Below are 22,462 nucleotides of genomic sequence, written 5' to 3'. Positions count from 1 at the left end.
GGAAGGGGGCCTTCACGCGCATCAGGCCGCGAGCGCGGAGACTCGTCTCGGCGGCTTCAGCAGGTGGAAGCGGGTGCACACCCAGCCCGACGGTGTCCGCTCGAAGCGGGCGGCCAGCGCGAGGCAGCGTCCGTTCTGTTCGACGGTCGCGCAGGCTTCGACGACGCCGTCCGCCGGATGCCCCAGGTGGACCGACTTCGGCCGGTAGCCGCCCGAGGGACGGCGGCGGCCGCTGTCGAGCAGCGCGCTGTGCAGCGCCGGGTCGAGGATGGGCCGCACCTGGACCGCGGGACGGCGCCCGTCACAGGCTTCGAGGATGGTGGTCAGCAGCCTGCCGACCTGCCGGCCGTCGGGGGTGTCCGGTCGCGGCCGTGGTTCCTCCACGACGGCTTCGCCGAACAGCGGCAGGTCCAGCACGAGCTGGTTGTCCGGCGCCGCGGCCCGGTGCACCAGGCCGTCCGGCCTGCCGGCGACCCGGTACGGCGGCTCACACGGTTCAAGCCGTCTCAGTACGTACGACTTCATCTGACAGTCCCCCTCCGCGGCCCCCTCGGCCGCGCCCAGCAACTAAGGGGCAGATGGCGGGCGGAACCGCGACAAGGACCGCCCGAGAGGATGAACCGGGCGGTGATCGCTTGTGTACGGTGGGCCCGTGCTGAAAGGGCTGGTCATCGACTACGTCGGGGTGCTCACGGACGCCGGCGCGGACGAGCTGTACGCCTTCCTGCGGGCGGCGAGGGAGCGCGGCATCAAAACGGCCTTGCTCTCGAACGCTCCCGGCGCCTCCGACGAGGCCAAACGGTCGCTCGGCCCGTTCTTCGACGCCCTCGTCTTCTCCGGTGAGGTCGGCGTGGCCAAACCCGAACGCGAGGTCTACCTGCTCACCGCGGGACTGCTCGACCTGCCCGCCGGCCGGTGCGTGTTCGTCGACGACGCCGCGCACAACGTCCGCGCGGCGGTGGCGGCCGGGATGGCGGGAGTGCACCACACCTCGGTCGAGGAGACGCTGACCGAGCTCAGCGCCTTGTTCCCGGCGCCTTAGCGCGCCGCACAAGCTCGAAGGACAGCACCGCCGCGGCGGCCGACACGTTCAGCGACTCGACCTCGCCCGGCATCGGGATCGACACCCACTCCGTGACCAGCTCGCCGACCTCGGCCCCGACGCCGTTCGTCTCCCCGCCCAGCACGAAGGCCGCGCGCTGCGGCAGCTCGACGTCGAACACCGAGCTTCGGGCGGAAGCGCCCATCGCGAAGATCCCGTAGCCGGCCTCGGTGAGCATCTCGGCCGCCTCGCGCGCGCTGCCGCATCGCAGCACCGGCGCGCGGAACGCGACCCCGGCCGAAGCCTTGACCACCATCGGGTCGAGGGCGGCGACGCCGCGCCGCGGTACCACGACCCCGTCCAGCCCGGCCGCGGTCGCCGTGCGCAGGATCATCCCGACGTTCGCCGGGGTGGTGATGCCGTCGAGCAGCAGCACCCGCGACGGCGGCCTGCCGTCGGACAGGGCCGCGTGCAGGGAGCGCATCCGCGGGGCGACGACGTCGGCCAGCACGCCCTGGTCCTGTTTGCCGTTGCCGGCCAGCACCTTGACGCGATGCGCGCTCGCGCGCTGTACCGGTACCCCGGCGGCCTTGGCGGCACGCTGGATCTCGGCGGCGTTCGGCCCTCGCACGGTGTCGGCGAGGATCACCTTGTCCACCTCGAGCGCCGCGTCGTCCAAGGCCTCGAGCACCGGTTTGCGCCCGTACACCGTCAGGAACCGGTCCTTCGGCGAGATCACCGACTCATCACCCACACCGGCGAGTGTCCCACTGTGTAAGGATCGGCTCATGCCCGACCGCCTCTCCGCGCTGGACGCCTCGTTCCTGTACGTGGAAGACCACTCGACCCCGATGCACGTCGGCGGTGTGGCGATCTTCGAGCGGCCGCGCGACGGCTTCACCCACGAGCAGCTGCTGGACCTGATCGGGCAGCGCCTCGCCTTCCTGCCGCGTTACCGGCAGCGGGTGCTGGAGGTGCCGGGGCATCTCGCCAGGCCGGTGTGGGTCGACGACGTCGACTTCGACCTGAACTACCACGTCCGCCGGTCCGCGCTGCCGCAGCCGGGTTCCGACGGCCGGCTGTTCGACCTCGTGGCGCGGCTGATGTCGCGGCGGCTCGACCCGGGAAGGCCGCTCTGGGAGGCGTATTTCGTCGAGGGCCTCGCGGGCGACCGCGTCGCGCTGGTGACCAAGACGCATCAGTCCGTCGTGGACGGGATCGGCACCATCGAGCTCGGGCAGTTGATCCTCGACGCCACCCCGCAGGAGCCGGAACCGTTCGACGACACCTGGCATCCGCGCCGGGAACCGAGCCGTACGCAGCTGATCCTCGACGCGGTCGCCGAGACCGTGCAGCGGCCGACGGAGCTGGTGGAGAACGTCCGCTCCATCGCCCACGACGCCACCGCGATGGCGGGCAAGGTCACCGAAACGGTCGGTGACGTCGCGTCGGCGCTGAAGACCATGGTGAATCCGGCGCCGTCCGGGCCGCTCAACGTCCGCACCTCGGGCGGCCGCGTGTTCGCCGTGGTCCGTACGCGGCTGGAGGATTTCCGCAAGGTCCGCGCCGCGCACGGCGGGACGGTCAACGACGTCGTGCTCGCCGCGATCACCGGCGCGCTGCGGGAATGGCTGCTCTCCCGCGGCTCGAACCTGACCGCGACGACCACCGTGCGCGCGCTGGTGCCGATGGCCGTCCGCGACGCCGAGACGGCCGAGTTCTCGACGCCGGCACTGGTCGGGAACCAGGTCGACGCCTATCTGGTCGATCTCCCGGTCGGGGAGCCGAACGCGGTCCTGCGGCTGCAGCACATCGGCCACGCGATGGCGGACCACCTCGACTCCGGCCGTTCGGTCGCCGCGCGCGGGCTGCTGACGGTCGGCGGTTTCGCCCCGGCGACGCTGCATTCGCTGGGCGCGCGGGCGGCCGGGTCGATGTCGGGGCGCATTTTCAACGTGCTGATCACCAACTCACCGGGCCCGCAGGTGCCGCTCTACGCGGGACAGGCGAAGATGGTGGAGATGTTCCCGGTCATGCCGCTGGTGCGCAATCAGGCGCTGGCGATCGGGGTCACCTCGTATCACGGCGGTGTCTACTTCGGACTGAACGGCGACCGCAAGGCCGTGTCCGATGTGGACCTGCTCGCCGGGATGATCGAGGAATCGTTGGAAGAGCTGAAGGGTGCGCACTGGTGAGGGTCTATCTACCGGCGACGATCGCGATGCTCCGTGAGCTCGAAACCACCGGCGAGTTCCGGGCGCGGAGTGGCACGGGATTCGCGCTGACCCCGGCGCTGCGGGAGTCCTACGCCAGCGGTTCCGACGAAGAACTCGAATACGCCGCGCTGCTCGACGCCGCGAGGGCGTCGCTCCGGCTGATCGCGGCCGAGGAGAAGCCCGAGCCGCGGCGCGTGGTGATCTCGGCAGACGTCGAGGAGGTCACGTTGCGCCCGGATCTCGACGCCGCCGTCGTCCGGCTGTCCGGGCCGGTGAAGATCGCCGGCGTCGCCGCGATCCACGTCGACGCGGCCGAGGCCGCCGAGACCGTGCAGGCCGCCGCCGCGGTGATCGACCAAGCCGACCTCGGCGACCCGGACGCGGAGTTCACCCTCGGCGACGCCGAAGACCACGAACTCGCCTGGTACGCGCCTCAAGAACTCCCGTTCCTGCTGGAACTCCTGTAACCCCTCCGCATTTCGTCCTCTGAATGCGATCCTTGCACGCGCAACTACCGCATTCAGAGGACGAAACGCGTCAGAACCAGGACGGGCCGGGAACCGGGCGCTCGGGGCGCCAGCCGGTCGCTTCGGTGAGCCGGGCCGAGACGACGCGCTGCGAGCGCGCCAGCACCGACATCAGGCCCAGGCGGTTCGCCAGCCACTTCGGCAGCGCGCGCGGACGGCGGACACCGGCCGCCGCGGCCATCGCCTCGCCGAGTTCCTGCTTCCGCACCGGATCCGCGGTCAGGTTGTAGACGCCGCTCGGTGCCCGCAGCGCCGCGATCGCGCCCGCCGCCGCGTCGTCCGGATGGATCGCCGCGGTCCAGTCGGTCCGGCGGCCGAAGATCAGCGGCGAACCGTGCCGCGCGGCCGCCAGCATCGTCGTGGTCATCGGATCGTCGGCGACCAGGAGCCCGATCCGCAACCGGATCGCGGTGCGCCCCTCGTCCGCCAGTTCCGCGATGTTCGCGTGCGCCACCGTCGAAGACGCGATGTTGCCGCGCAGCTCGAGGGGCGCGTCCTCGTCCAGTTCCTGGTCGCCGCCGTCGGCGTAGACGAACGAAATCCCTTCCTGCACCACGATTCCCACCTCACCGACCCGGCGCACGGCATTCGCCAGCGTCCTGCTGCCGGTGATCCGCACCCGGTCATTCTCGGCCCAGCCGGACAACGTCATCGCGTGGCGCGCGTCCGGGATGCGGGTCGCGACGTTCAGCACCGCGTCGTGCCCGTTCAGCGCGCCTGCCAGGGAATCGACGTCGAACAGCGAACCCGGCACCGGTTTCGCCCCGGTCGCGCGCACCGCCGCGACCCGGTCCACCCCGCGGGCCAGCCCGCTCACCTCGTGGCCTTCGGCCAGCAGACGCCGCACCAGCGGACGCCCCAGCACCCCGGTCGCCCCGATCACCATCACCCGCATGTCCGCTCCTCCTGTCCCGCCTTCACGAGAGGGACGAGACGCGCGCGGGGAACGTGACGGGTCAGCCCGCCGGGATCTCCCCGATCTCCTCCGGCGGCGGCGCCTGGATGTCGGCCTGCGTGCCCCATTCGCCGTAACGCGTGACGATCCGGGCCGTCGCGCTGTCCGGGACACCCGAAGCGGCGAGGACCGGCGCGAGGTCGAGCACGATCCGCACCGGCCGGTGCGTGTCGTCGAGCCAGACCTCCATGGGGATCTTCCCGACCTTCCCCCGCAATTCGCCGACGGCCTCGGCCGACAACCCGGCGGGCAGATCACCGCCCAGCGCGACCAGGTCGACGTCCAGCCGGTAGTGCTCGGCGGGCATCCCGTCGAGTTCGGTGTGCCCGGATTCGGTGAGCGTGCCCGCCTTCCGCACCTGGTCGAGCGCGCGGGCGGGGTCGTTCTGCTTCGCCAGCTGGTCGATGCTGCCGCCGGCGACCTGCGAAAACGGATCCGCGCCGTCGGGGGAGACCTTCACCCAGGGTTTTCCGCCGGGGACGTCCTCGCGGGCGGCTTCCGGGACCTTGGCGAAGACGATCTTGTCGACGAGTCGGAGTTCGAGGGGTTCGCCGAGGAAGTCCGTGGACATGGCCAGCGCGGTGCCCGCCCCCGCGACCCTCGCCTGTCCCTGGCTCTTCGACCGCATCGTGCCCGCGGCGACCTCGGTGACGAACTTCGCGGCCTTGCCGTCCATGGCGGACGTGGCTCCGTCGGCGAGCGCGCGGGCGTCGGCGAACGACACGGCTCCGCCGTCGCACGCGCCGAGCAGCGCGCCGGCGACGAGCACGACGGTGGACAGGGCCGTTCTCCGCATGAGGACCTGCTTTCAAAGGCGGGCGCCCAAGCGAAACACAGCGGTGGCCCGCACCCCGATCGGGGGACGGCTCAGCGGCTGTCGCCGACCGCCTCGGGCGGCGGCGCGATGATCACCACGTCCGAAGCCCAGCTGTCGTACTTGACCGTGGCCTTGTCGATGGTGACCCGCACCGGGCGCTGCTCGCCGTCCAGCCACAGCTCGGCCGGGGCACCGCCGAGGTCGAGGACGTACCGCGTGGCGGCCGTGCCGTCCGCATCGGCCTGTTCGGACTTGGTGACCTTGCCCGACTTCGAGATCCGGTCGATCGTCCGCGTCGGATCCATCGTCTCGACGACGTTCGTCAGCAACGCGCCGTTGGCCGCGGAGAGCGAATCCTTGCCGCCGGCGGTGATCTTGACCCATTCCTTGTCGGTCTTGAATTCCCGGACCTGCGTGTCCGACAGGTGGTAGTAGAGGACGCCGTCGGCGAAGATCAGGTCCCGTTTCTCACCCGCGACCTCGGCGACCATGGAGAACTTGCTGTTCTGGCCCTCGTAGAGCCCGGAACTGGTGACCACGACCTTGCGGCCGTCCTCAGTGGTGGTCTCCAGCGCGATCTTGGACGAGCGGGCCTTCTGCGTGCCCGCGGCGGCGGCCGAGGCCAGTTGCGCCGCGTCGTTCACCGGCTGTGCCGCCGGTTTCCCTTCCCCGGAGCAGCCGCCCAGCAGCAGGAGAGCGGTACAGACGACGGCGAATCCGGTGGCACGCATGGGACTCCCTCGGGTGAATGGTCTGTACCACTACCGTAGCGCCTATCGCGTGAATTTCCACCGTCCGATGGTCCGGAAGCGCGTGAAGGTCTAGCCGTCCATCAGCTCGATGTAGTCGGCGACCTCCCCGTCGGGCGGCGGGGAGACATCGACGGCCGCTCCCCAGTCGCTGTAGGTGTAGGTCGATTCGGCCTCGACCGTCTCGGGCGCCCCCATCCCCTTCATGAGCGAGGTCATGTCCATGGTCATCTTCACCGGAAGCTGCTCGGCGTTGATCCACAGCTCGGCCGGAACCCGCAGGTCCTTGCCTTCGAGCCGCTTCTCGACCTCTGCCCGCTGGTCCGCGGGCAGGTCGTCGCCGAGGAACAGGTCGAACTGCTTCCGCATGTCGAATTCCACGAAGTAGTGGTTCACCGGCAAGCCGTTCAGCTGGGTCTGTTCCGACTTGATGATCTTGCCGGTCTTTTCGACCATCTCCAGCTGCTTCGCCGGGTCGCCCATCTCGAACGACCGCTGCATGGCCTTCCCGATGACCTTCCTCCGGGGTTCCTCGCTGTCCAACGGGATCTTTCCCCAGGTCTTGGCTGTCTTGAGCTCGGCCCGTTGGTCGCCGGACAGCTTGATGAACAGGATCCGGTCCACCAGGCGCATCCCGACCGTTTCGCCGTCGACGGTCATGTTCGCCTCGAGCTTCGTGGCGGGACCGTCGTAGAACGCCTTCACCGTGCCCGTGACCGCTTGGGCCCCGAGCATGCCGTCGATGATCGTCGTGGAGGACTTCGCCTTCTGAGTCCCCTGCTTAGCGGCCTCGACGAGGCCGAGCGCGTCGGTGAACGGGCTGGCCAGCGCGAGTTCGCCGCCGCCCTTGGTGTTCTCGGGGGTCGCCTCCGGACGGGTGCCGCAGCCCGTGACCACGAGGGTCAGGGCCGCGGCCACCGCGACGAACTTGAAGGTGGCACGCACCTACCGGCCGCCGGCCTTCTTCATGATCTCCGCCAGGTCGCCGACCTGGTCGGCGGGCGGGGCGGTGATGTTCACCGGGCTGCCCCAGTCGGTGTACTTGACCGTGGTCTTGGCGACGCCGTCACCGGGGGCGCCCATGGCCTTCACAAACGCGGTCTGGTCCGAAACGACCTGCACCGGCAGCTGGTCGGCGTTGAGCCACAGCTCGGTGGGGATGGTGACGTTCTTGCCCTTGAGCTTCGCGTCGAGCTGCTTCAGGACATCGGCGGGCAGGGGGATGCCGATGTCGCCGACGACGAGGGCGATGGCCTTCTCGACCTCGATCTCGACGACGTAGTGGTTGGTCAGCTCACCGTTCAGCTCGACCTGATCCGACTTCGTGATCTTGCCGGCCTTCGAGACCTGCTCGAGGGTGCGCGACGGGTCACTGTCCTTGATGGCCTTCGACATCATCTTGCCGAGCAGCTGCGAGATGGGGTCCTGGCCGTCGGCGGAGATCTTCACGTACGACTTGTCGGTCTTCATCTCGGCTTTGTCGGCCGCGTCGAGCTTGAAGAACAACGCGCTGTCGACGAAGAGCACGTCCAGCTTCTTGCCGTCGCTGTCCATGGACATCGAGAACTTGGTGTTCTCGCCGTCGTACACGCCCTGCCCGGTCGCCGTGTTCTTCTCGGTGCCGGCGACGGTCTCCATCGTCACCTTCGACGACTTGGCCTTCTTGGTGCTCTCGCGGGTCAGGGCCGCGAGCTGGATCGGGTCGCCGAGCGGCGCCGAAAGCAGGCTCTTCTGCTCGGAAGGAGCAGGAGCGGGAGCAGCCGCGGTGGGCTGCTTTTCGCCACCGCAGGCGGACAGCGCCAGGACGGCGGCCGTGGTGATGGCGGCGAGTGTGGTTACGCGCTTCAAGAGGACCCCTCAGAAAAGTTGATCTAATCCGAACGGGTTATCGCGCGAAGCCGAAATTAGTTACCGATCGTCGTCATGCCCAGCTCGGGAGCCCAGAAGACGCCGCAACGAGGTCAAACGCTCTTGGCTCGCGTCACCCTCGGTGACCACGTCGTCGAGTGCGCAGTCCGGGTCCGAGGGCGGCCCGAGGTGCCCGCAGCCGGAGGGGCACTCCTCGGCGGCCTCGGCGAACTCCTCGAACGCGAGCACGATGTCGTCGGCGGTCACATGGGCCAGCCCGAACGAGCGGACGCCGGGGGTGTCGACCACCCAGCCGCCGCTGGGCAGGGGGAGCGCGACCGCCGCGACGGACGTGTGACGGCCCTTGCCGACCGCGCTGACCACGCCGGTCGCCAGTCCGGCGTCCGGCACCAGCCGGTTGACCAAAGTGGACTTCCCGACCCCGGAATGCCCGACCAGCGCGGTGAGCCTGCCCTTGAGCCGTCCGGTCAGTTCTTCCGGATGCTCGTCGTGCCGGGTGACCACGGCGGGGATGTCGAGGCCCGCGTAGCCGGCGAGGAGTTCGTCCGGGCTCGCGAGGTCGGCCTTCGTCAGGCACAGGACCGGTTCGAGGCCGCCCGCGTAACAGGCGACGAGACAGCGGTCGATGAATCCGGTGCGCGGCGGAGGATCGGCCAGCGCGGTGACGATCAGCAACTGCTCGGCGTTGGCGACGACCACCCGTTCGAAGGGGTCGGTGTCGTCCGCGGTCCGGCGCAGCACACTGGAGCGTTCGTCCACCCGGATGATGCGGGCGAGGGTGTCGGGCCTGCCGCTCACGTCGCCGACGATGCCGACGGTGTCACCGACGACGACCGGGACCCGGCCCAGCTCACGGGCCCGCATCGCGGTGACGACCCGGTCCGGATCGGAGTCGATCGCGCAGGTCCAGCGGCCGCGGTCCTTGCCGATGACCATCGCGGTGGAGGCGTCCGCGTGCTCGGGGCGGCGTTTGCTGCGCGGCCTGGTGCCCTTGCCGGGACGGATCCGCACGTCGGATTCGTCCAGCCTGCGCCAGTCCTTGCCAGCCAAACCGCCTCCTGCTCTTCGCACACCGCGAAACTATGATCCCATGCTGCTCGCCAACGCCTCGGTAGCGTGTAACGATGGCTGTCGATCAGGGAGGTTTTCGCATGTGCGGGCGTTATGCCGCGACCAAGGACCCGGCGGCGCTGATCGACGAGTTCGCCGCGGTGGACCTGACCGAGGGCCGGGTCCGGACCGATCACAACGTGGCGCCGACCAAGGTCGTCCCCACCGTCGTGCAGCGGCATCCGCGTGACGCCGACGGCGCGGTGCTCGAAGACGAGCCCGCCGTGCGGTCGCTGCGGATGATGCGCTGGGGGCTGGTCCCGTTCTGGGCGAAGGACCCCGGCGTCGGCTCGAAGATGATCAACACGCGTGCCGAGACCGCCAAGGAGAAGCCGTCGTTCAAGAAGGCGGTTTCCGCGCGGCGTTGCCTCGTCCCCGCCGACGGCTGGTACGAGTGGCGGCGTGACGGCAAGGAGAAGCAGCCCTTCTTCATGACCGGACCGGGCGACGAGTCGCTCGCGTTCGCCGGGATCTGGGAGACCTGGCGGCCGAAGGACGACAAAGAGGCCGACCCGCTGATCACCTTCTCCGTGATCACCACCGACTCGGTCGGCAGGCTCACCGACATCCACCACCGCATGCCGCTGCTGATGCCGCGCGAAAAGTGGGACACCTGGCTCGACCCGGATCTGGCCGACGTCACCGATCTGCTCGTCCCGCCCCCGGCGGACCTGGTCGACACGATCGAGCCGCGGCCGGTGTCCAGCCTGGTCAACAACGTCCGCAACAACGGTCCGGAGCTGGTGGACCGCGTCGAACCCGCCGCCGAAAGCTTGCTCTTCGAGCTGCCGAACTCATGACGAAGCTGGAGATCGACACCGCCTACGGCCCCGCGCGGGCCGAGCTGCTCTGTGCCGAGGAAGGCGTCGCGGTGCTGATGCTCGGCCACGGCGCCGGCGGGGGGATCGGCGCGAAGGACCTGGTCGCGGTCACCCGCGCGGCGCAGGCGGCCGGTGTCCACGTCGCGCTCGTCGAGCAGCCGTACCGGGTGGCGGGCCGCCGGGCGCCCGCTCCCGCCACCCAGCTCGACACCGCGTGGCTCACCGTGGCCGACGAGATCTCCGCGCGCTTCGACGATCTTCCGCTCGTGTTCGGCGGCCGGTCGTCCGGGGCCCGCGTCGCCTGCCGGACCGCCGCGACGGGGCAGGCGGTGGCGGTGCTCTGCCTGGCCTTCCCCGAGCATCCGCCGGGGAAGCCGGAGAAATCCCGGCAGGGTGAATTGGACGCCGTCGAGGTCCCGACCCTGGTGGTGCAGGGCGAACGAGACCCGTTCGGCCTGCCGAAGGCCGGGCCGCATCACGAGATCGTGGTGGTCCAGGGCGACCACAACCTCAGCGCCGACCTCGAAGGCGTGTCACGCGCGGCCGCCGAGTGGCTGGAGCGTGTGCTGCGGCCGCTCACCTGAGAACCGCCGCCGGGCGTAGTGCACGGTGACTGCGGCCAGCAGCGGGCCCCAGAGCAGGATCGGCGCGTAACAAGCGGCCATGACGACGCCGTAGACCGGCGAGTCTTCCCAGCTTCCCGGCGCCATCGAAGAACCGGCCTCCGCCCAGCCGAACGGTGCTCGGACGCTCAGCGCGGTCAGGGTGATCGCGCCCGCGGCGGCCGGGAGGATCGCCGCGAGCGGCGGGATCCGGCGGCCACGCAGCCCCGGGATCCAGCGCGGCCACACTTCACCCCAAGGCCGGACGAGCCCGAGGGTGAGGAACGCGAGCGCTTCGGCGAGCAGGCTCAGGCCGAAGGCGTAGGCCGTGCCCCAGCCGGGGACGCCGAACTCGTCCAGCCCCTGCGCGGTGAACCCGACCGGGATGCCGAGGCCCATCGCGATCCGCCACAGCCCGGAGGGCAAGGTCGCCAGCAGCGTCGCGTGGGCGGCGAGGTTCGCCCACCTCGGTACGCCGGGCACGGTCTTGGTCATTTCGTCGCTCCCAGGAGGTCGTCGTTCGCTTGCCGACGACGATTCCCGAGCGTGGCCGCGTGATCTTCCCGCTGCGGACCGACTCCCCTCCCTCGCGAGAGTGAGTCTCCTCCCGCATTTCGTCCTCTGAATGCGGTCCTTGCGCGTGCAACTACCGCATTCAGAGGACGAAATGCGGGAGGTCAGCCGGCGATCGGGGCGACCACGGCACCGGTGAGCCGCGCCAGGTCGCCGGGCGCGAGTTCGACCTCCAGCCCGCGCCGCCCGGCCGAGCAGTGCACGGTCTCGAACTTCTCCGCCGACGAGTCGATCACCACCGGCAGCGGGCTCCGGTGTCCGAGCGGTGAGATCCCGCCCAGCACGTATCCCGTCGCGCGCTGCGCGGCGGCGGGGTCGGCCATCTTCGCCTTCTTCCCGCGCACGGCGGCCGCCAGCGCCTTCAGATCCAGCTGGCCGGTGACCGGGACCACACCGACGGTCAGTTTCCCGTCGACCTCGGCGACCAGTGTCTTGAACACGCGCGCGGGGTCGAGCCCCAGCGCTTCGACGGCTTCGAGGCCGTATGACTCGGCCCGCGGATCGTGGTCGTAGGCGTGCAGAACATGCGCCACCTTCTGCTTCGCCAGCAGCGCCGTCGCCGGGGTTCCCTTGCCTGCCATGGGCGGAGTCTACGAGCGCGCCGGGAATGCCCGACCGGGCGTCACTGTTGAAAGGCACGTGTCCACCACACTCGAAGCTCCCCGAATCCTGATCCCGCGCACGCCGGGCGGCCAGGTGATCCGCCCCCGCGTAAACTCGACGACGTCTCATGCGCACAAGCGCATCGACGCCGATCGGGAAGGGAACGGTTTGCCGAGCACGCAGAATCCCGCGCCGGACACGGGCACGGACGCCGAAGAGGCGGCCGCGCGGGCCGAGCGCTTCGAGCGGGACGCGATGCCCCTGCTCGACCAGCTGTACTCGGCCGCCATGCGGATGACCCGGAATCCCGCCGACGCCGAGGACCTCGTCCAGGAGACGTACCTGAAGGCGTACGCGGCCTTCGCGTCTTTCAAGGCGGGCACGAACCTCAAGGCGTGGATGTACCGCATCCTCACCAACACCTACATCAACGGCTATCGCAAGCGTCAGCGCCAGCCGGTGCAGCAGCCCACCGAGGAGATCACCGACTGGCAGATCGCCAAGGCGGAGAGTCACACCTCCAGCGGGCTGCGCTCGGCCGAGGTCGAGGCGATGGACAACCTGCCCGACGCCGACGTCAAGGAAGCGCTGCAGAAGCTGCCAGAGGAGTTCCGCCTCGCGGTCTACCTCGCCGATGTCGAAGGTTTCGCGTACAAGGAGATCGCCGAGATCATGGACACGCCCATCGGCACCGTGATGTCCCGGCTGCACCGCGGCCGTGCCCAGCTCCGTGACCTGCTCGCCGACGTCGCCCGCGAGCGGGGCTTCATCCGCTCGGGCAAGCAGCAGGAGGTGGCGGGGCGATGACCGAGGACTACTGCGCCGGCGCGGACGACAAGGTCAGGTGCGAGGAAGCCCTCGCCGACATCTACCTGCTGCTGGACAAGGAGTGCAGCGCCGAGCGCGACGCCGCCCTGCGCAAGCACATCGAGGACTGCCCGCCGTGCCTCGAGGAATACGGCATCGACGAGCACATCAAGCAGCTCCTCGCGCGCAAGTGCGGCGGCGACCACGCGCCGGACGACCTCAAGTCCCGGCTGCGGGCCTCCATCCGCCAGACCGTGCAGACCAAGGGCTCGATCACCATCGAGCGCACCGAGGTCAAGATCGAGCAGACCTTCGAGCAGTAGCGCCTCAGGACACACGAAGGCCCCCGTACCGATCGGTGCGGGGGCCTTCGCTGTCTGATCGATGATCAGGAGTTGGGCTTCTTGCCGTGGTTCGCGCCGTTCTTCTTACGGTCGCGACGCTTGCGGGCGCGCTTCGACATGTTTCACTCCTCGTCCGAGTGGCCCTCGCGGGGTGATACGACACCGCTGGGCCAGGGTCAACCTCTCCAGTGTGTCATGCGGCCCTCACCCTGCTTGGATGGGGACGTGTCCACCCTTTCCGATCTGCTCGCGGAGAACACCGGTCTGTCCGGTGAAGCCGCGGACCACCTCCAGACCGTGGTCGCCGAATGGCAGCTGCTGGCCGACCTGTCCTTCGCCGACTTCCTGCTGTGGGTCGCCGTCTCGGAGGAGCTGCAACCCGACGGCGGCGACTACGTGTGCGTCGCCCACGCACGCCCGACGACGGCGCCGACGGCCCATCCGGAGGATGTCGTCGGCTCCCGGTTCACCGTCGACGAGCACCCGCAGCTGGCCAAGGCCGGCCGTGAGGTGCGGATCTGCCGCGAAGAGGATCCGCACTGGTACCGCGACCTGCCGATGCGCCGCGAGGCCATCCCGGTGGTGTTCGCGGGCACGGTGATCGCCGTCCTCAGCCGCGAGACCAACCTGGCGGCCTCACGGGTGCCCAGCCCGCTCGAGATCGCGTATCTCGGCAGCGCGGGCGACCTGTGCCAGATGATCGTCGACGGCACGTTCCCCAGTCCGGGGAACCAGACGGACACGCATACGAGCCCGCGGGTCGGCGACGGCCTGATCCGCCTCGACCCGACCGGCACGGTGGTCTTCGCCAGCCCGAACGGGTTGTCGGCCTATCACCGGATGGGGCACGAGTCCGACCTCGTCGGGCAGCGCCTCGCGCCGCTGACCCGGTCGCTCATCCGTGACCCGTTCGACGCGACCGAGGTGTCGCACCGGATCATCGAGGCGCTCGACGGCAAGCCCAGCAGCCGGACGGAGGCGGATTCCCGCCGCGGCGCCGTCGTGCTCTTCCGTGCGCTGCCGCTGCGTCCCGCCGGGCAGGCCGCGGGCGCGCTCGTGCTGGTGCGCGACGTCACCGAGGTGAAGCGCCGTGACCGTGCTCTCCTTTCGAAGGACGCGACCATCCGCGAGATCCACCACCGCGTGAAGAACAACCTGCAGACCGTCGCCGCGCTGTTGCGGCTCCAGTCGCGCCGGACCTCCAGCGAGGAGGCGCGGCTGGCGCTCGGCGAGTCCGTGCGCCGGGTCTCGTCGATCGCGATGGTGCACGAGGCGCTGTCCATCTCGGTGGACGAGCGGGTCGACCTCGACAAGCTGCTCGACAACGTCCTCCCGATGGTCGGTGAGGTCGCGACGGCGGAGTCGCAGGTCGGGCTTTCGCGCACCGGTTCGTTCGGAGTCGTCGTCGCCGAGATCGCGACGCCGTTGGTGATGGTGCTGGCCGAACTCGTCCAGAACGCCATCGAGCACGCGTTCCCCGACGGACGGCCGGGCAAGGTCGAACTCGTGGTGGAGCGCTCCGCGCGCTGGCTCGACGTCGTCATCCGCGACAACGGGCGCGGACTCCCCTCGGGTTTCTCGCTGGAACGCAGCGACGGCCTCGGGCTCCAGATCGTGCGGACACTGGTGGAGTCGGAGCTGCGCGGATCGCTGTCGATCAGGGGACTGCGCGGGGAATCCGAAGAGACCGGCGGACGACGGCTGGGAACCGAAGCGGCGCTGCGGATCCCGTTGTCGCGACGTCTCTAGTGGACTGTCCCTTTTGATCATCCACAAGGGACAGTCTCATCCGGACACGTTTTAGGGCCGGCGCCCGAAGAGAAAATGGCGCCGGCCCTGTAACGGTTCCGCGGGAGGACTTGGAAAGTCCGCTGAAGCCATACCCCCGTGAGGGCGTGTCGGCCTCGCTTGTTAAGCTCAAGTCGGGTACGTGTCACCTCGCGACGCACGGCCATGCGGCCATCGCACCGCGGGAGTTTTCCCGAAGCTTGGGGTCTTGCTCAGTTGTGAGTAATGCGATGAAGCGTGCTGAGTCCGAAAGACTCAGGCGGAGGTACGCGTGCCGATGTGCGTACGACGGCGCTTCAGGGCCCGTCGCTCGTCCTCGCTCATCCCGCCCCAGACGCCTGCGTCCTGCCCGCTGGCCAATGCCCAGGCCAAGCAGTCGGAAGCGACGGTGCAGCGGTGGCACACGGCCTTCGCCTGCGCTACCTGCGACAGAGCAGGACCGCTGGTTCCCACGGGGAAGAACAGCTCGGGGTCCTCGTCTCGGCAGGCCGCGTCGTGGCGCCAGTCCATGTTTCTGAGCTCCTTCATAACGGCGCGGTACTCCGCGCCATAGTCGTCATGGCGGTCGTTTTTTTGGGTGCTTGTGAATGCTTTCACGAAGCACCCGTTTCGACAAGGGTTTTCTGAAGATCGGTGAGTCAGCTCACCCGGCCGAGCGACGCTTCTGACCTGCGGTTTCGGTCCGAAACGGCCTTCCGAAGGGAAGGCCGATGCGGTGAGCGGAGGTTCTGCGTCGATGAGCGGCAGTTCGTACTTTGCCGCAGGTGATCAGCGGTCCGGTCGTCAGACGATTACCGTCAGTGCTTCCGGGACGCTGAAGAACTCCACCCTCTTCCGCTGGCCGACGAGGTCGCCGTCCACCTGGAAGTTTACCGGTTCAGCAGCGTCTATGCGGATCATCGGCAGGTCATCGTGACGAAGGAGACGTCGCCCGCGTTGGTCGCTCTTCGTGAGCAATGCCTGCCGTACATGCTTGAACACGGTGGGCAATCCCAGACCGCTCAACGCGAAAAGGCCCAGTCCGGTGTCGAACGAGCTGTCCGGGTTCAGGTGGACGGGACGGTTGCCCAGGTAGCTCCACGGATCGGTGTTCGACACGAAAGCGGTCAGCACTTCGGTGGGCTCTTCACCCGGGATCCTGACCGTGAGCGGCGGGCGGCCGAGCGGAGGCCGCAGATGCGACGCCACCGCGGCCCTCAGGTAGAGCCCGGCGGTGGTCTGCTTGCCCCGGCGTTTGGCCACGCGGCCGACGACGTCCGCGTCCCAGCCCATGCCGGCGTTGAAGGTGAACCAGTGGCCGTCGGCGATCCCGAGGCCCACTTCGCGGCTCCGGTCGTTCTCGATGGCGTTGAGGAGCTGATGGGTCGCTTCCACGGGATCGTGCGCGATGCCCAGCGCCCTGGCGAAGACGTTCGCCGAGCCGCCCGGCACGACACCGAGCATGGGGGCGCCGCCGACCTTCGCCGGATCGCCGTCGGCGTCCGCGAGCAGACCGTTGACCACCTCGTTGACCGTGCCGTCGCCGCCGTGGGCGACCACCAGGTCGATCCCGTCGCGGGCGGCGGACCGCGCGACGGCCATCGCGTGACCGCGGTAGTCGGTCTCCACCACGTCGAGTTTGACCTGGCTGGCCAGTGCGTGCGCCAGCACGTCACGTCCACCGGCGGTGGTCGAGGTGGCCTGGGGATTCACGACGAGGATGGCACGCACATACCGCAGGGTAAGCCTCTTCGGCCCGAAGAGGGGAGCGTCAGGTGACGCGAAGCTCAATGGCCCGTGCGTCCTCGAAGCAGCACCGTATGGCCCTGTGGCGGGCGTCCCTCCTCACTGTCGGCTGGTGACAGCGCGTCGTGACAAGTGCACCCGGGCCGACCGCCCGCTCATCGACGACGCTTCCAATTCTTCCCATGCGGCGGCGAGGGAAAAACGGCCGACCGGGTGGCATACGATCGAAAGTGCTCACGTACGGTGACCCGCCCTGGTGGAGCGCCGTGTCCGGAAGCCTGGAAGGCTGTTTCGCCGTGTCCATCGCCGACAAGCTCTCGCCCGCGCCCCGTGAAGTCCGCCTCGCCGGGGCCGTCACCGCGCTGCCGGGGCTCGCCCTGATCGTGTTCGCGATCCTGCTCCTGGTCAACGGCCGGGCCGGACCGGAGAACCTCCTGGCCGAGGTCGCCTATTACCTCGTCCTCGCCGCCGGAACGCTGGCCTGCGCGGCCGGCCTGATGATGGGGAAGACCTGGGCGAGGTCGCCCGGCGTGGTCGTCGCGCTGATCCTGGTGGGCGTCGGCTGGTACGGCGCGGGCCCGTCCGGGCAGCCGGTGTGGGGAGTGCCGCTCGCGCTGATCGGCGTCGCCGTCATCGTGCTGCTGTTCCGCCGCCCTTCGCGCGCGTGGGCGCTCGGGATGCAGGAAGGCGAGAGCGAGGAAGAAGCCGCCGAGCGTGACGGCGCCGCGGGTCGCGCGGCGCGTCGTGAGCGCGAGGAACGCGACTCCTGAGCACGCGAGTCACGCCTTGGCTAGACCTGGGCGGCGAGCGCCTTCAGGGGTGCGTCAGTGAGGCGGTCGACGGTCCATTCGTCCATCGGCACCGCGCCGAGTGACTTGTAGAACCCCTGCGCCGGGTTCCAGTTGAGCACCGACCATTCGAGACGGGCGTAGCCGCGCTCGACGCAGACCGCCGCGAGGGTGGCCAGGAGCGCCTTGCCGAGGCCGGAGCCGCGCTGCTCGGGGCGGACGTAGAGGTCTTCCAGGTAGATGCCGTGCACGCCGCGCCAGGTGGAGAAGTTGAGGAACCAGAGCGCGTAGCCGACGATCTCGCCGTCGACCTCCGCGACGTGCCCGAACAGCCCCGGCGCTTCACCGAACAGTGCGACGCGCAGCTGCTCGGGCGTGAGGTGGCATTCGTCCGGGGCGCGTTCGAACTCGGCGAGGTCGTAGACGAGCTGGACGACGGCGTCCACGTCTTCTTCGCGGATGCGCCGGATGCGGTCGTCGCCCATTTCAGTCCTCTGTGGTGGGGAGCAGGTTGAGGTGTTCGATCTGCGGCTCGCCGCGTTCGTCGCCGAGCACCGCGACGCCGGCCGGGTCGAGTCCGAAGTGGACGCCCGCGGTCGACGGGAGGCCGATCCAGCGCGCGACCAGGACGCGGCTGAAATGCCCGTGGCCGACGATGATCACGTCACCCTCGCCGAGCGGTTCGCGGACGCGTTCGATCAGCTTGTCGGCGCGGGCGTTGACGTCCTCCGCGCTTTCGCCGCCGGGGATCGGATGCGACCAGACCGTCCAGCCGGGAACGGTCTCGCGGATCACCGGCGTGGTGACGCCCTCGTAGTCGCCGTAGTCCCATTCGGCCAGCTCTTCGGTGACCTCGTCGACGCGCAGCCCGGCCAGCTCGGCCGTTCGCAGCGCGCGGGTGCGAGGGCTGGAGAGGACGAGCGCGGGGTTGCCGCCGAGCACCGCGCGCAAGGTGCCGCCCGCCGCGCGGGCCTGCCCCTCGCCGGCGGCCGTGAGCGGGATGTCGGTGCGTCCGGTGTGCCGTCCGTTGACGGACCACTCGGTCTGACCATGCCGGAGGAGGAAGAGCCGATGTGCCACGTTGCGAATATAGCCTGCGGTCCGGTTATGCTACTGGCGAGTAACATGATGAGGAGACCGTGATGGCGCAGAATCCGACCTACGCGATGTGGAACCGGCTGGCGGGCAAGCCGGTCGGCAAACAGCTGTTCTCGGCGGCGATGTGCCTGCGTGTGCCGTACTTCCGGACGGTGCTCCCGTCGGTGCGCGAGTTGCGTCCCGGCCGGTGCGAGGTGACGTCCCCGAAGTGGTGGGGTGTTTACAACCACATCAAGACTTTTCACGCGATCGCGGCATGCAACCTCGCCGAGATCGCCATGGGCATGCTCGCCGAGGCGACCGTCCCGACGACGCATCGCTGGCTGCCCAAGGGGATGACGGTCGAGTACGTGGCGAAGGCCGAGACGAGCCTGCGCGCGGTCGCCGAACTGCCGGAGTTGCCGGAATTCGGCGACGAGGGCTTCGAGCTCCCCGTGCCGGTGACGATCACGGACACGAACGGAAAGACCGTCGTGACCGCGACCATCACCATCTGGGTGACCAAGAAGAAGTGAGCGCCTCCGCAATTAGTCCTCTGGATGCGGTCGTTGCGCGTGCAACTACCGCATTCAGAGGACGAAATGCGGGTCGTCAGAGGGGTTTGAACTGCACGTAGGTCGCCAGCTTGAAGGTGTTCCGCCCGCTCGCGGACGGCAGGCCGAGCAATTCGTCGGCTACTTGCGTCAGCGGGCCGCAACCGGTCGTGCGCGGCAGGGCGAGCTGCGAGTCGACGACGCCGAACTTCACCGTCGTGGGGTTCTGCGAGATCACCTCGAAGGGGACCGCGGGATCGTCCTTGACGACCGAGTGCAGCGGCTCGGCGAGGGTGCCGACCGCGCATTCCTTGGGCAGTAAGGGATGCCGCAGGGCCGCGTAGAGATCCAATTCGCCGCGGCGCTCGTCGTTCGACTGGAAGTCCGAGTAGCCGCCGTACTTCAGCTGCAGGCTCGTGCCGAAAGCGCCGCGGATCCGGGCGGGAGCGTGCCGTAGTTCGCCGAACACCTGCGCGTACTTCCCGGCCACTTTGCCTTCGGAGAACGTCAGTCGCATCTCCCCGAGCGGGATCTCCCGGTCGCCGATGGTGAGGACTCCTTGGGAGACAAACGCTTCGCAGCGCCAAGTGCCCGGGTCGGCGTTGGCGGGCGGGGCGGGGCAGGCGGAGAAGTCGAAGTCGGGCAGCGGCGACGGTGCCGCCGAGGCGTGGCCGGGGAAGGCGATGAGGGCGGCTGCGGACAGTGCGGCCGCGGTCGCGGCGAGAAGACGTCTCATGACCCGAAAGCGTGGTCTGCGCGAGTTTGAATCACATCGGGGAAGCCACCCAAGGGACCCCTGGAATCGCCACGTTCGGGTGAAAATAAACGGTGTTTACCCAGCTGACGCGAATCCGCTTCGGATTCGCCCTTGAAGACGGCTCGAACAGCGGGCGATCATCGGCCCATGTCCCCACTGTCGCGCCGCGGGTTCCTCGGGTTCACCGCGCTCAACTCCGCCGCCGCTCTCGGGCTCACCACGATTTCCACCGCACAGGCCGGAGAATCGTCGCCGGGCTTCTCGACGGCCGTGGTCGTCGGCACCGGGTACGGCGCCGCGGTGACCGCGCTCCGGCTCGGCGAAGCCGGGATTCCCACGGTCATGCTCGAAATGGGCAAACTGTGGGCCGACCCCGGTCCCGACGGCAAGGTCTTCTGCGACATGCTCCGGCCGGACCGGCGGGCCGCGTGGTTCAAGAACCGCACGCAGGCCCCGCTCGCGTCATTTCTCTGGATGGACCTGGCGAACCGGGACATCAAGCGGTACCCCGGTGTGCTCGACAGGGTGGACCACGGCGACATGTCCGTCTACGTCGGACGTGGCGTCGGCGGCGGTTCGCTGGTCAACGGCGCGATGGCCGTGACGCCGAAGCGGTCGTACTTCGAGGAGATCCTGCCCGGCGTCGACGCGGACGAGATGTACGGGAAGTACTTTCCCCTGGCCAACCGGGCCCTCGGCGTGAACCATATCGACCCGCACTGGTTCGAAACCTGCCGTTCCTACCGCTACGCGAGGGTTTCCCGGAAGGCCGCGACGCGGGCAGGCCTCAAGACGGTGTTCGTGCCCAGTGTCTACGACTTCGAGTACATGAAGCGGGAAGAAGCGGGCACGGTGCCGAGGTCGGCCCTCGCGTCCGAGGTCATCTACGGCAACAACCACGGCAAACGTTCCCTCGACAAGACCTATCTCGCGGCCGCGCTGGGCACCGGGAACGTGACCATCAAGACACTGCACCAGGTCCGGGGGATCACCCGGCAGAGCGACGGCACGTACGTCCTCACCGTGCACGAAACCGCCGAGGACGGCGCGGTCGTCGCGAGGAAACAACTCGGCGCGAAGTACCTGTTCCTCGGCGCCGGCAGCCTCGGTTCGACGGAACTGCTCGTGCGGGCACGGGAAACCGGCACGCTGCCCGGACTGAACGACGAGGTCGGCCGCGGCTGGGGTACCAACGGCAACGTGATGCTGGGCCGCGCCAACCACGCGTGGGATCTCGGCGGATCGCTGCAGTCGGGGATGCCCGCGCTCGGCATCGACGCGTGGGACGACCCGGTGAACCCGGTCTTCGCCGAGGTCGCGCCGGTGCCTGCCGGGGTCGAGACCTGGCTGAGCCTCTACCTGGCGATCACGAAGAACCCCGAACGCGGCCACTTCACCTACGACGCCGCCACCGACTCCGTGCGGCTGCGCTGGAACGCCGCGCAGGGGAAGCCGTCGATCGACGCGGCGAAGTCGTTGTTCGACAAGGTCAACCGGGCGAATCGCACGATCTACCGCAGTGACCTGTTCGGGGATACGCGGTCGTTCGAGAACCGGTTCACCTATCACCCGCTGGGCGGATTGGTGCTGGGTGAGGCCACCGACCTGTACGGCCGGGTGAAGGGCTATCGGAATCTCTACGTCACCGACGGGTCGCTGATCCCGGGCAGTACCGGCGTGAACCCCTTCGTGACGATCACCGCGCTGGCGGAACGGAACGTCGAACGGGTGCTGGGCGAGGACGTGGCGCGCTAGCTCAGTTCTCGGCTCGCAACTTTTCGTAGTAGGCCACGCAATCTTCGTATCGAGGAAGCACTCCCTGCTCCAAGGCCTCCTTCAGATAGGGCGCCGTGGTGTCCTTTTCGGACACCACGGGTTCGATCTCCTGGGGCCAGAGGAGCGCGAGATCCGCGTCCATCGGGTTGACGCCGTGCTCGCCCACCGGGTTGTACGGCTCGGAGCAGACGTACGTCATGACCGTGTCTTCTTCGAGTGCCATGAAGGCATGGCCGAGGCCTTCGGGGATGTAGACCGCTTTGTACTCGGTGCTGTCGAGCAGCACGGAGGCCGATTCGCCGAAGGTGGGCGAGCCGACCCGGAGGTCCACGATGATGTCGAGCAGCGCACCTCGCGGGCAGTACACGTATTTCGCCTGTCCTGGCGGGGTGTCCGCGAAGTGCACGCCGCGGATCGTGCCGCGCCGGGAGACGCTGGTGTTGGCCTGGCCAAGGCGAAAGCGGTGCCCGACCGCGTCGGCGAACGCCTGTTCCTGGTACGGCGCCACGAACAGACCGCGGTGATCGGGGAAAACCCGCGGGGTGAACTCGAAACAGTCGGGGATGCTGAGGCGCCTGGCTTGCATGACCCCAATGCTAACCAGGGCTGAGGCCGCCTTCCCAAACCGGATGGACGTCTTGCGAAACATCTCTTGAGCTGCGGAAAGCCGGGCCGGTTTGTGACATCAACCGCACCAGAGGGGCACACTGGTCCGCACGCCTGTCACAATGATCTGACCGCTGCGTCCGCGGCCGTCGCCACACCCACGGCACCGATGGCCGATTGGACGCTTCGCCGACAGGCCGGCGCTACCGCGCTGGGCTGCCGTGTCGGAGGACGAGTTACCCCAGGTGGCCGGGCCATGCCCAGTTTGGCCTGCTCACCGGCCAGTTCCCCCGCTCGCAGTCCCAGGAGAATCCCATGACCTTCGCTCGAATCGAGACTTCGCCGTCCTTAGACAC

28 protein-coding genes are annotated in these 22,462 nt (G+C 69.0%); 11 read left to right on the top strand and 17 right to left on the bottom strand.

The genetic code is table 11. The features are described 5' to 3' along the window. Window positions 1–21 precede the first annotated feature (21 nt). The gene (locus AC069I_RS20440; RefSeq protein WP_478226302.1) at window positions 22–525 is read right to left on the bottom strand and encodes an Rv3235 family protein; all 504 of its coding nucleotides are present in this window, start codon (window positions 523–525) and stop codon (window positions 22–24) included. Between the two features lie 112 nt (window positions 526–637). On the opposite strand from AC069I_RS20440, the gene AC069I_RS20435 reads away from it, so the two are divergent. Further along, window positions 638–1,042, top strand: coding sequence for an HAD family hydrolase (locus AC069I_RS20435; RefSeq protein ID WP_478266190.1), 405 nt, complete (start codon window positions 638–640; stop codon window positions 1,040–1,042). Here AC069I_RS20435 and AC069I_RS20430 read toward each other — a convergent pair. Continuing rightward, a complete protein-coding gene (locus tag AC069I_RS20430) occupies window positions 1,017–1,796 on the bottom strand; it encodes a TrmH family RNA methyltransferase (protein ID WP_478226304.1) in 780 nt (259 codons plus the stop codon). The genes AC069I_RS20435 and AC069I_RS20430 overlap by 26 nt on opposite strands. 34 nt (window positions 1,797–1,830) lie before the next feature. Here AC069I_RS20430 and AC069I_RS20425 point away from each other — a divergent pair, with 34 nt between their 5' ends. Both AC069I_RS20425 and AC069I_RS20420 read left to right on the top strand, forming a co-directional pair. Beyond that, window positions 1,831–3,237, top strand: a complete 1,407-nt coding sequence (locus tag AC069I_RS20425; RefSeq protein ID WP_478226305.1) for a WS/DGAT/MGAT family O-acyltransferase — start codon at window positions 1,831–1,833, stop codon at window positions 3,235–3,237. Further along, a complete protein-coding gene (locus tag AC069I_RS20420) occupies window positions 3,234–3,725 on the top strand; it encodes a DUF6912 family protein (RefSeq protein ID WP_478226306.1) in 492 nt (163 codons plus the stop codon). Before AC069I_RS20425 ends, AC069I_RS20420 begins: the two co-directional genes overlap by 4 nt. Before the next feature lie 70 nt (window positions 3,726–3,795). Here the strand turns inward: AC069I_RS20420 and AC069I_RS20415 are convergent, their stop codons facing one another. The 6 genes from AC069I_RS20415 to rsgA all read right to left on the bottom strand — a co-directional run bounded on the left by AC069I_RS20415 (window position 3,796) and on the right by rsgA (window position 9,225). Beyond that, on the bottom strand, window positions 3,796–4,680 hold the full coding sequence (locus AC069I_RS20415) for an NAD-dependent epimerase/dehydratase family protein (RefSeq protein ID WP_478266189.1): 885 nt from the start codon (window positions 4,678–4,680) through the stop codon (window positions 3,796–3,798). 61 nt (window positions 4,681–4,741) lie between these two features. After that, window positions 4,742–5,536 (bottom strand): SCO4651 family lipoprotein, encoded by a 795-nt coding sequence (locus AC069I_RS20410; protein ID WP_478226308.1) that lies wholly within the window; start codon window positions 5,534–5,536, stop codon window positions 4,742–4,744. Window positions 5,537–5,607: 71 nt separating this feature from the next. Beyond that, window positions 5,608–6,288, bottom strand: coding sequence for a hypothetical protein (locus AC069I_RS20405; protein ID WP_478266188.1), 681 nt, complete (start codon window positions 6,286–6,288; stop codon window positions 5,608–5,610). A 90-nt stretch (window positions 6,289–6,378) separates the two neighbouring features. Next, complete coding sequence (locus tag AC069I_RS20400) at window positions 6,379–7,251, bottom strand: SCO4651 family lipoprotein (protein ID WP_478266187.1); 873 nt, start codon at window positions 7,249–7,251, stop codon at window positions 6,379–6,381. Beyond that, window positions 7,252–8,154 (bottom strand): SCO4651 family lipoprotein, encoded by a 903-nt coding sequence (locus AC069I_RS20395; protein ID WP_478226311.1) that lies wholly within the window; start codon window positions 8,152–8,154, stop codon window positions 7,252–7,254. Window positions 8,155–8,214: 60 nt separating this feature from the next. Further along, window positions 8,215–9,225 (bottom strand): ribosome small subunit-dependent GTPase A, encoded by a 1,011-nt coding sequence (rsgA, locus tag AC069I_RS20390; protein ID WP_478266186.1) that lies wholly within the window; start codon window positions 9,223–9,225, stop codon window positions 8,215–8,217. Window positions 9,226–9,326: 101 nt separating this feature from the next. Between rsgA and AC069I_RS20385 the strand changes: the two genes are divergently transcribed. Together AC069I_RS20385 and AC069I_RS20380 are read left to right on the top strand one after the other, a co-directional pair. After that, window positions 9,327–10,085, top strand: coding sequence for an SOS response-associated peptidase (locus AC069I_RS20385; protein ID WP_478226414.1), 759 nt, complete (start codon window positions 9,327–9,329; stop codon window positions 10,083–10,085). Further along, a complete protein-coding gene (locus AC069I_RS20380; RefSeq protein ID WP_478226313.1) occupies window positions 10,082–10,690 on the top strand; it encodes an alpha/beta hydrolase family protein in 609 nt (202 codons plus the stop codon). The genes AC069I_RS20385 and AC069I_RS20380 overlap by 4 nt, the downstream gene beginning before the upstream one ends. Here the strand turns inward: AC069I_RS20380 and AC069I_RS20375 are convergent. Both AC069I_RS20375 and ybaK read right to left on the bottom strand, forming a co-directional pair. Next, window positions 10,640–11,203 (bottom strand): hypothetical protein, encoded by a 564-nt coding sequence (locus tag AC069I_RS20375; protein WP_478226314.1) that lies wholly within the window; start codon window positions 11,201–11,203, stop codon window positions 10,640–10,642. The two genes, AC069I_RS20380 and AC069I_RS20375, sit on opposite strands and share 51 nt — an antisense overlap. A 182-nt stretch (window positions 11,204–11,385) precedes the next feature. After that, a complete protein-coding gene (gene ybaK / locus AC069I_RS20370) occupies window positions 11,386–11,862 on the bottom strand; it encodes a Cys-tRNA(Pro) deacylase (protein ID WP_478266185.1) in 477 nt (158 codons plus the stop codon). A gap of 190 nt (window positions 11,863–12,052) precedes the next feature. On the opposite strand from ybaK, the gene AC069I_RS20365 reads away from it, so the two are divergent. Next, entirely contained in the window at window positions 12,053–12,691 is a 639-nt protein-coding gene (locus tag AC069I_RS20365; protein ID WP_126735738.1) for a sigma-70 family RNA polymerase sigma factor, read from the top strand. Next, window positions 12,688–13,014: a mycothiol system anti-sigma-R factor gene (rsrA, locus tag AC069I_RS20360; RefSeq protein ID WP_340687175.1), complete on the top strand. Its 327-nt coding sequence runs from the start codon at window positions 12,688–12,690 to the stop codon at window positions 13,012–13,014. The genes AC069I_RS20365 and rsrA overlap by 4 nt, the downstream gene beginning before the upstream one ends. A 65-nt stretch (window positions 13,015–13,079) precedes the next feature. Here the strand turns inward: rsrA and AC069I_RS20355 are convergent, their stop codons facing one another. Continuing rightward, the gene (locus AC069I_RS20355; RefSeq protein WP_369299112.1) at window positions 13,080–13,154 is read right to left on the bottom strand and encodes a 50S ribosomal protein bL37; all 75 of its coding nucleotides are present in this window, start codon (window positions 13,152–13,154) and stop codon (window positions 13,080–13,082) included. Between the two features lie 106 nt (window positions 13,155–13,260). Here AC069I_RS20355 and AC069I_RS20350 point away from each other — a divergent pair, with 106 nt between their 5' ends. Further along, complete coding sequence (locus tag AC069I_RS20350; protein WP_478226317.1) at window positions 13,261–14,784, top strand: sensor histidine kinase; 1,524 nt, start codon at window positions 13,261–13,263, stop codon at window positions 14,782–14,784. 294 nt (window positions 14,785–15,078) lie between these two features. On the opposite strand, the gene AC069I_RS20345 is transcribed toward AC069I_RS20350, so the two are convergent. Next, complete coding sequence (locus tag AC069I_RS20345; protein ID WP_007028999.1) at window positions 15,079–15,333, bottom strand: WhiB family transcriptional regulator; 255 nt, start codon at window positions 15,331–15,333, stop codon at window positions 15,079–15,081. A gap of 273 nt (window positions 15,334–15,606) precedes the next feature. Continuing rightward, window positions 15,607–16,533, bottom strand: a complete 927-nt coding sequence (locus AC069I_RS20340; RefSeq protein WP_478226318.1) for a diacylglycerol/lipid kinase family protein — start codon at window positions 16,531–16,533, stop codon at window positions 15,607–15,609. 245 nt (window positions 16,534–16,778) lie between these two features. Between AC069I_RS20340 and AC069I_RS20335 the strand changes: the two genes are divergently transcribed. Then, window positions 16,779–17,318, top strand: a complete 540-nt coding sequence (locus tag AC069I_RS20335; RefSeq protein WP_478226319.1) for a hypothetical protein — start codon at window positions 16,779–16,781, stop codon at window positions 17,316–17,318. Window positions 17,319–17,338: 20 nt separating this feature from the next. Here the strand turns inward: AC069I_RS20335 and AC069I_RS20330 are convergent, their stop codons facing one another. Continuing rightward, a complete protein-coding gene (locus tag AC069I_RS20330; protein ID WP_478226320.1) occupies window positions 17,339–17,821 on the bottom strand; it encodes an N-acetyltransferase family protein in 483 nt (160 codons plus the stop codon). A 1-nt stretch (window position 17,822) separates the two neighbouring features. Continuing rightward, window positions 17,823–18,416, bottom strand: coding sequence for an acid phosphatase (locus AC069I_RS20325; protein WP_478226321.1), 594 nt, complete (start codon window positions 18,414–18,416; stop codon window positions 17,823–17,825). 62 nt (window positions 18,417–18,478) lie between these two features. Between AC069I_RS20325 and AC069I_RS20320 the strand changes: the two genes are divergently transcribed. Further along, a complete protein-coding gene (locus tag AC069I_RS20320) occupies window positions 18,479–18,949 on the top strand; it encodes a hotdog fold domain-containing protein (protein ID WP_478226322.1) in 471 nt (156 codons plus the stop codon). 76 nt (window positions 18,950–19,025) lie between these two features. On the opposite strand, the gene AC069I_RS20315 is transcribed toward AC069I_RS20320, so the two are convergent. Further along, a complete protein-coding gene (locus tag AC069I_RS20315; protein ID WP_478226323.1) occupies window positions 19,026–19,703 on the bottom strand; it encodes a hypothetical protein in 678 nt (225 codons plus the stop codon). Window positions 19,704–19,871: 168 nt separating this feature from the next. Here AC069I_RS20315 and AC069I_RS20310 point away from each other — a divergent pair, with 168 nt between their 5' ends. Continuing rightward, window positions 19,872–21,479: a GMC oxidoreductase gene (locus AC069I_RS20310; RefSeq protein ID WP_478226324.1), complete on the top strand. Its 1,608-nt coding sequence runs from the start codon at window positions 19,872–19,874 to the stop codon at window positions 21,477–21,479. A gap of 1 nt (window position 21,480) precedes the next feature. On the opposite strand, the gene AC069I_RS20305 is transcribed toward AC069I_RS20310, so the two are convergent. Further along, window positions 21,481–22,086, bottom strand: a complete 606-nt coding sequence (locus AC069I_RS20305) for a dTDP-4-dehydrorhamnose 3,5-epimerase family protein (protein ID WP_478226325.1) — start codon at window positions 22,084–22,086, stop codon at window positions 21,481–21,483. Window positions 22,087–22,462: the final 376 nt, after the last annotated feature.

The organism is Amycolatopsis sp. NPDC043885 (genome assembly GCF_056435685.1).
This window is presented reverse-complemented; position numbering and strand designations above follow the sequence as displayed.

Excerpts from the sequence above, each read along its gene's own strand:
- AC069I_RS20440 (WP_478226302.1), bottom strand. The coding sequence starts at position 525 with ATGAAGTCGTACGTACTGAGACGGCTTGAACCGTGTGAGCCGCCGTAC.
- AC069I_RS20425 (WP_478226305.1), top strand. The coding sequence starts at position 1,831 with ATGCCCGACCGCCTCTCCGCGCTGGACGCCTCGTTCCTGTACGTGGAA.
- AC069I_RS20415 (WP_478266189.1), bottom strand. The coding sequence starts at position 4,680 with ATGCGGGTGATGGTGATCGGGGCGACCGGGGTGCTGGGGCGTCCGCTG.
- AC069I_RS20410 (WP_478226308.1), bottom strand. The coding sequence starts at position 5,536 with ATGCGGAGAACGGCCCTGTCCACCGTCGTGCTCGTCGCCGGCGCGCTG.
- AC069I_RS20405 (WP_478266188.1), bottom strand. The coding sequence starts at position 6,288 with ATGCGTGCCACCGGATTCGCCGTCGTCTGTACCGCTCTCCTGCTGCTG.
- AC069I_RS20385 (WP_478226414.1), top strand. The coding sequence starts at position 9,327 with ATGTGCGGGCGTTATGCCGCGACCAAGGACCCGGCGGCGCTGATCGAC.
- AC069I_RS20380 (WP_478226313.1), top strand. The coding sequence starts at position 10,082 with ATGACGAAGCTGGAGATCGACACCGCCTACGGCCCCGCGCGGGCCGAG.
- AC069I_RS20375 (WP_478226314.1), bottom strand. The coding sequence starts at position 11,203 with ATGACCAAGACCGTGCCCGGCGTACCGAGGTGGGCGAACCTCGCCGCC.
- ybaK (WP_478266185.1), bottom strand. The coding sequence starts at position 11,862 with ATGGCAGGCAAGGGAACCCCGGCGACGGCGCTGCTGGCGAAGCAGAAG.
- rsrA (WP_340687175.1), top strand. The coding sequence starts at position 12,688 with ATGACCGAGGACTACTGCGCCGGCGCGGACGACAAGGTCAGGTGCGAG.
- AC069I_RS20345 (WP_007028999.1), bottom strand. The coding sequence starts at position 15,333 with ATGGACTGGCGCCACGACGCGGCCTGCCGAGACGAGGACCCCGAGCTG.
- AC069I_RS20330 (WP_478226320.1), bottom strand. The coding sequence starts at position 17,821 with ATGGGCGACGACCGCATCCGGCGCATCCGCGAAGAAGACGTGGACGCC.
- AC069I_RS20320 (WP_478226322.1), top strand. The coding sequence starts at position 18,479 with ATGGCGCAGAATCCGACCTACGCGATGTGGAACCGGCTGGCGGGCAAG.
- AC069I_RS20315 (WP_478226323.1), bottom strand. The coding sequence starts at position 19,703 with ATGAGACGTCTTCTCGCCGCGACCGCGGCCGCACTGTCCGCAGCCGCC.
- AC069I_RS20310 (WP_478226324.1), top strand. The coding sequence starts at position 19,872 with ATGTCCCCACTGTCGCGCCGCGGGTTCCTCGGGTTCACCGCGCTCAAC.
- AC069I_RS20305 (WP_478226325.1), bottom strand. The coding sequence starts at position 22,086 with ATGCAAGCCAGGCGCCTCAGCATCCCCGACTGTTTCGAGTTCACCCCG.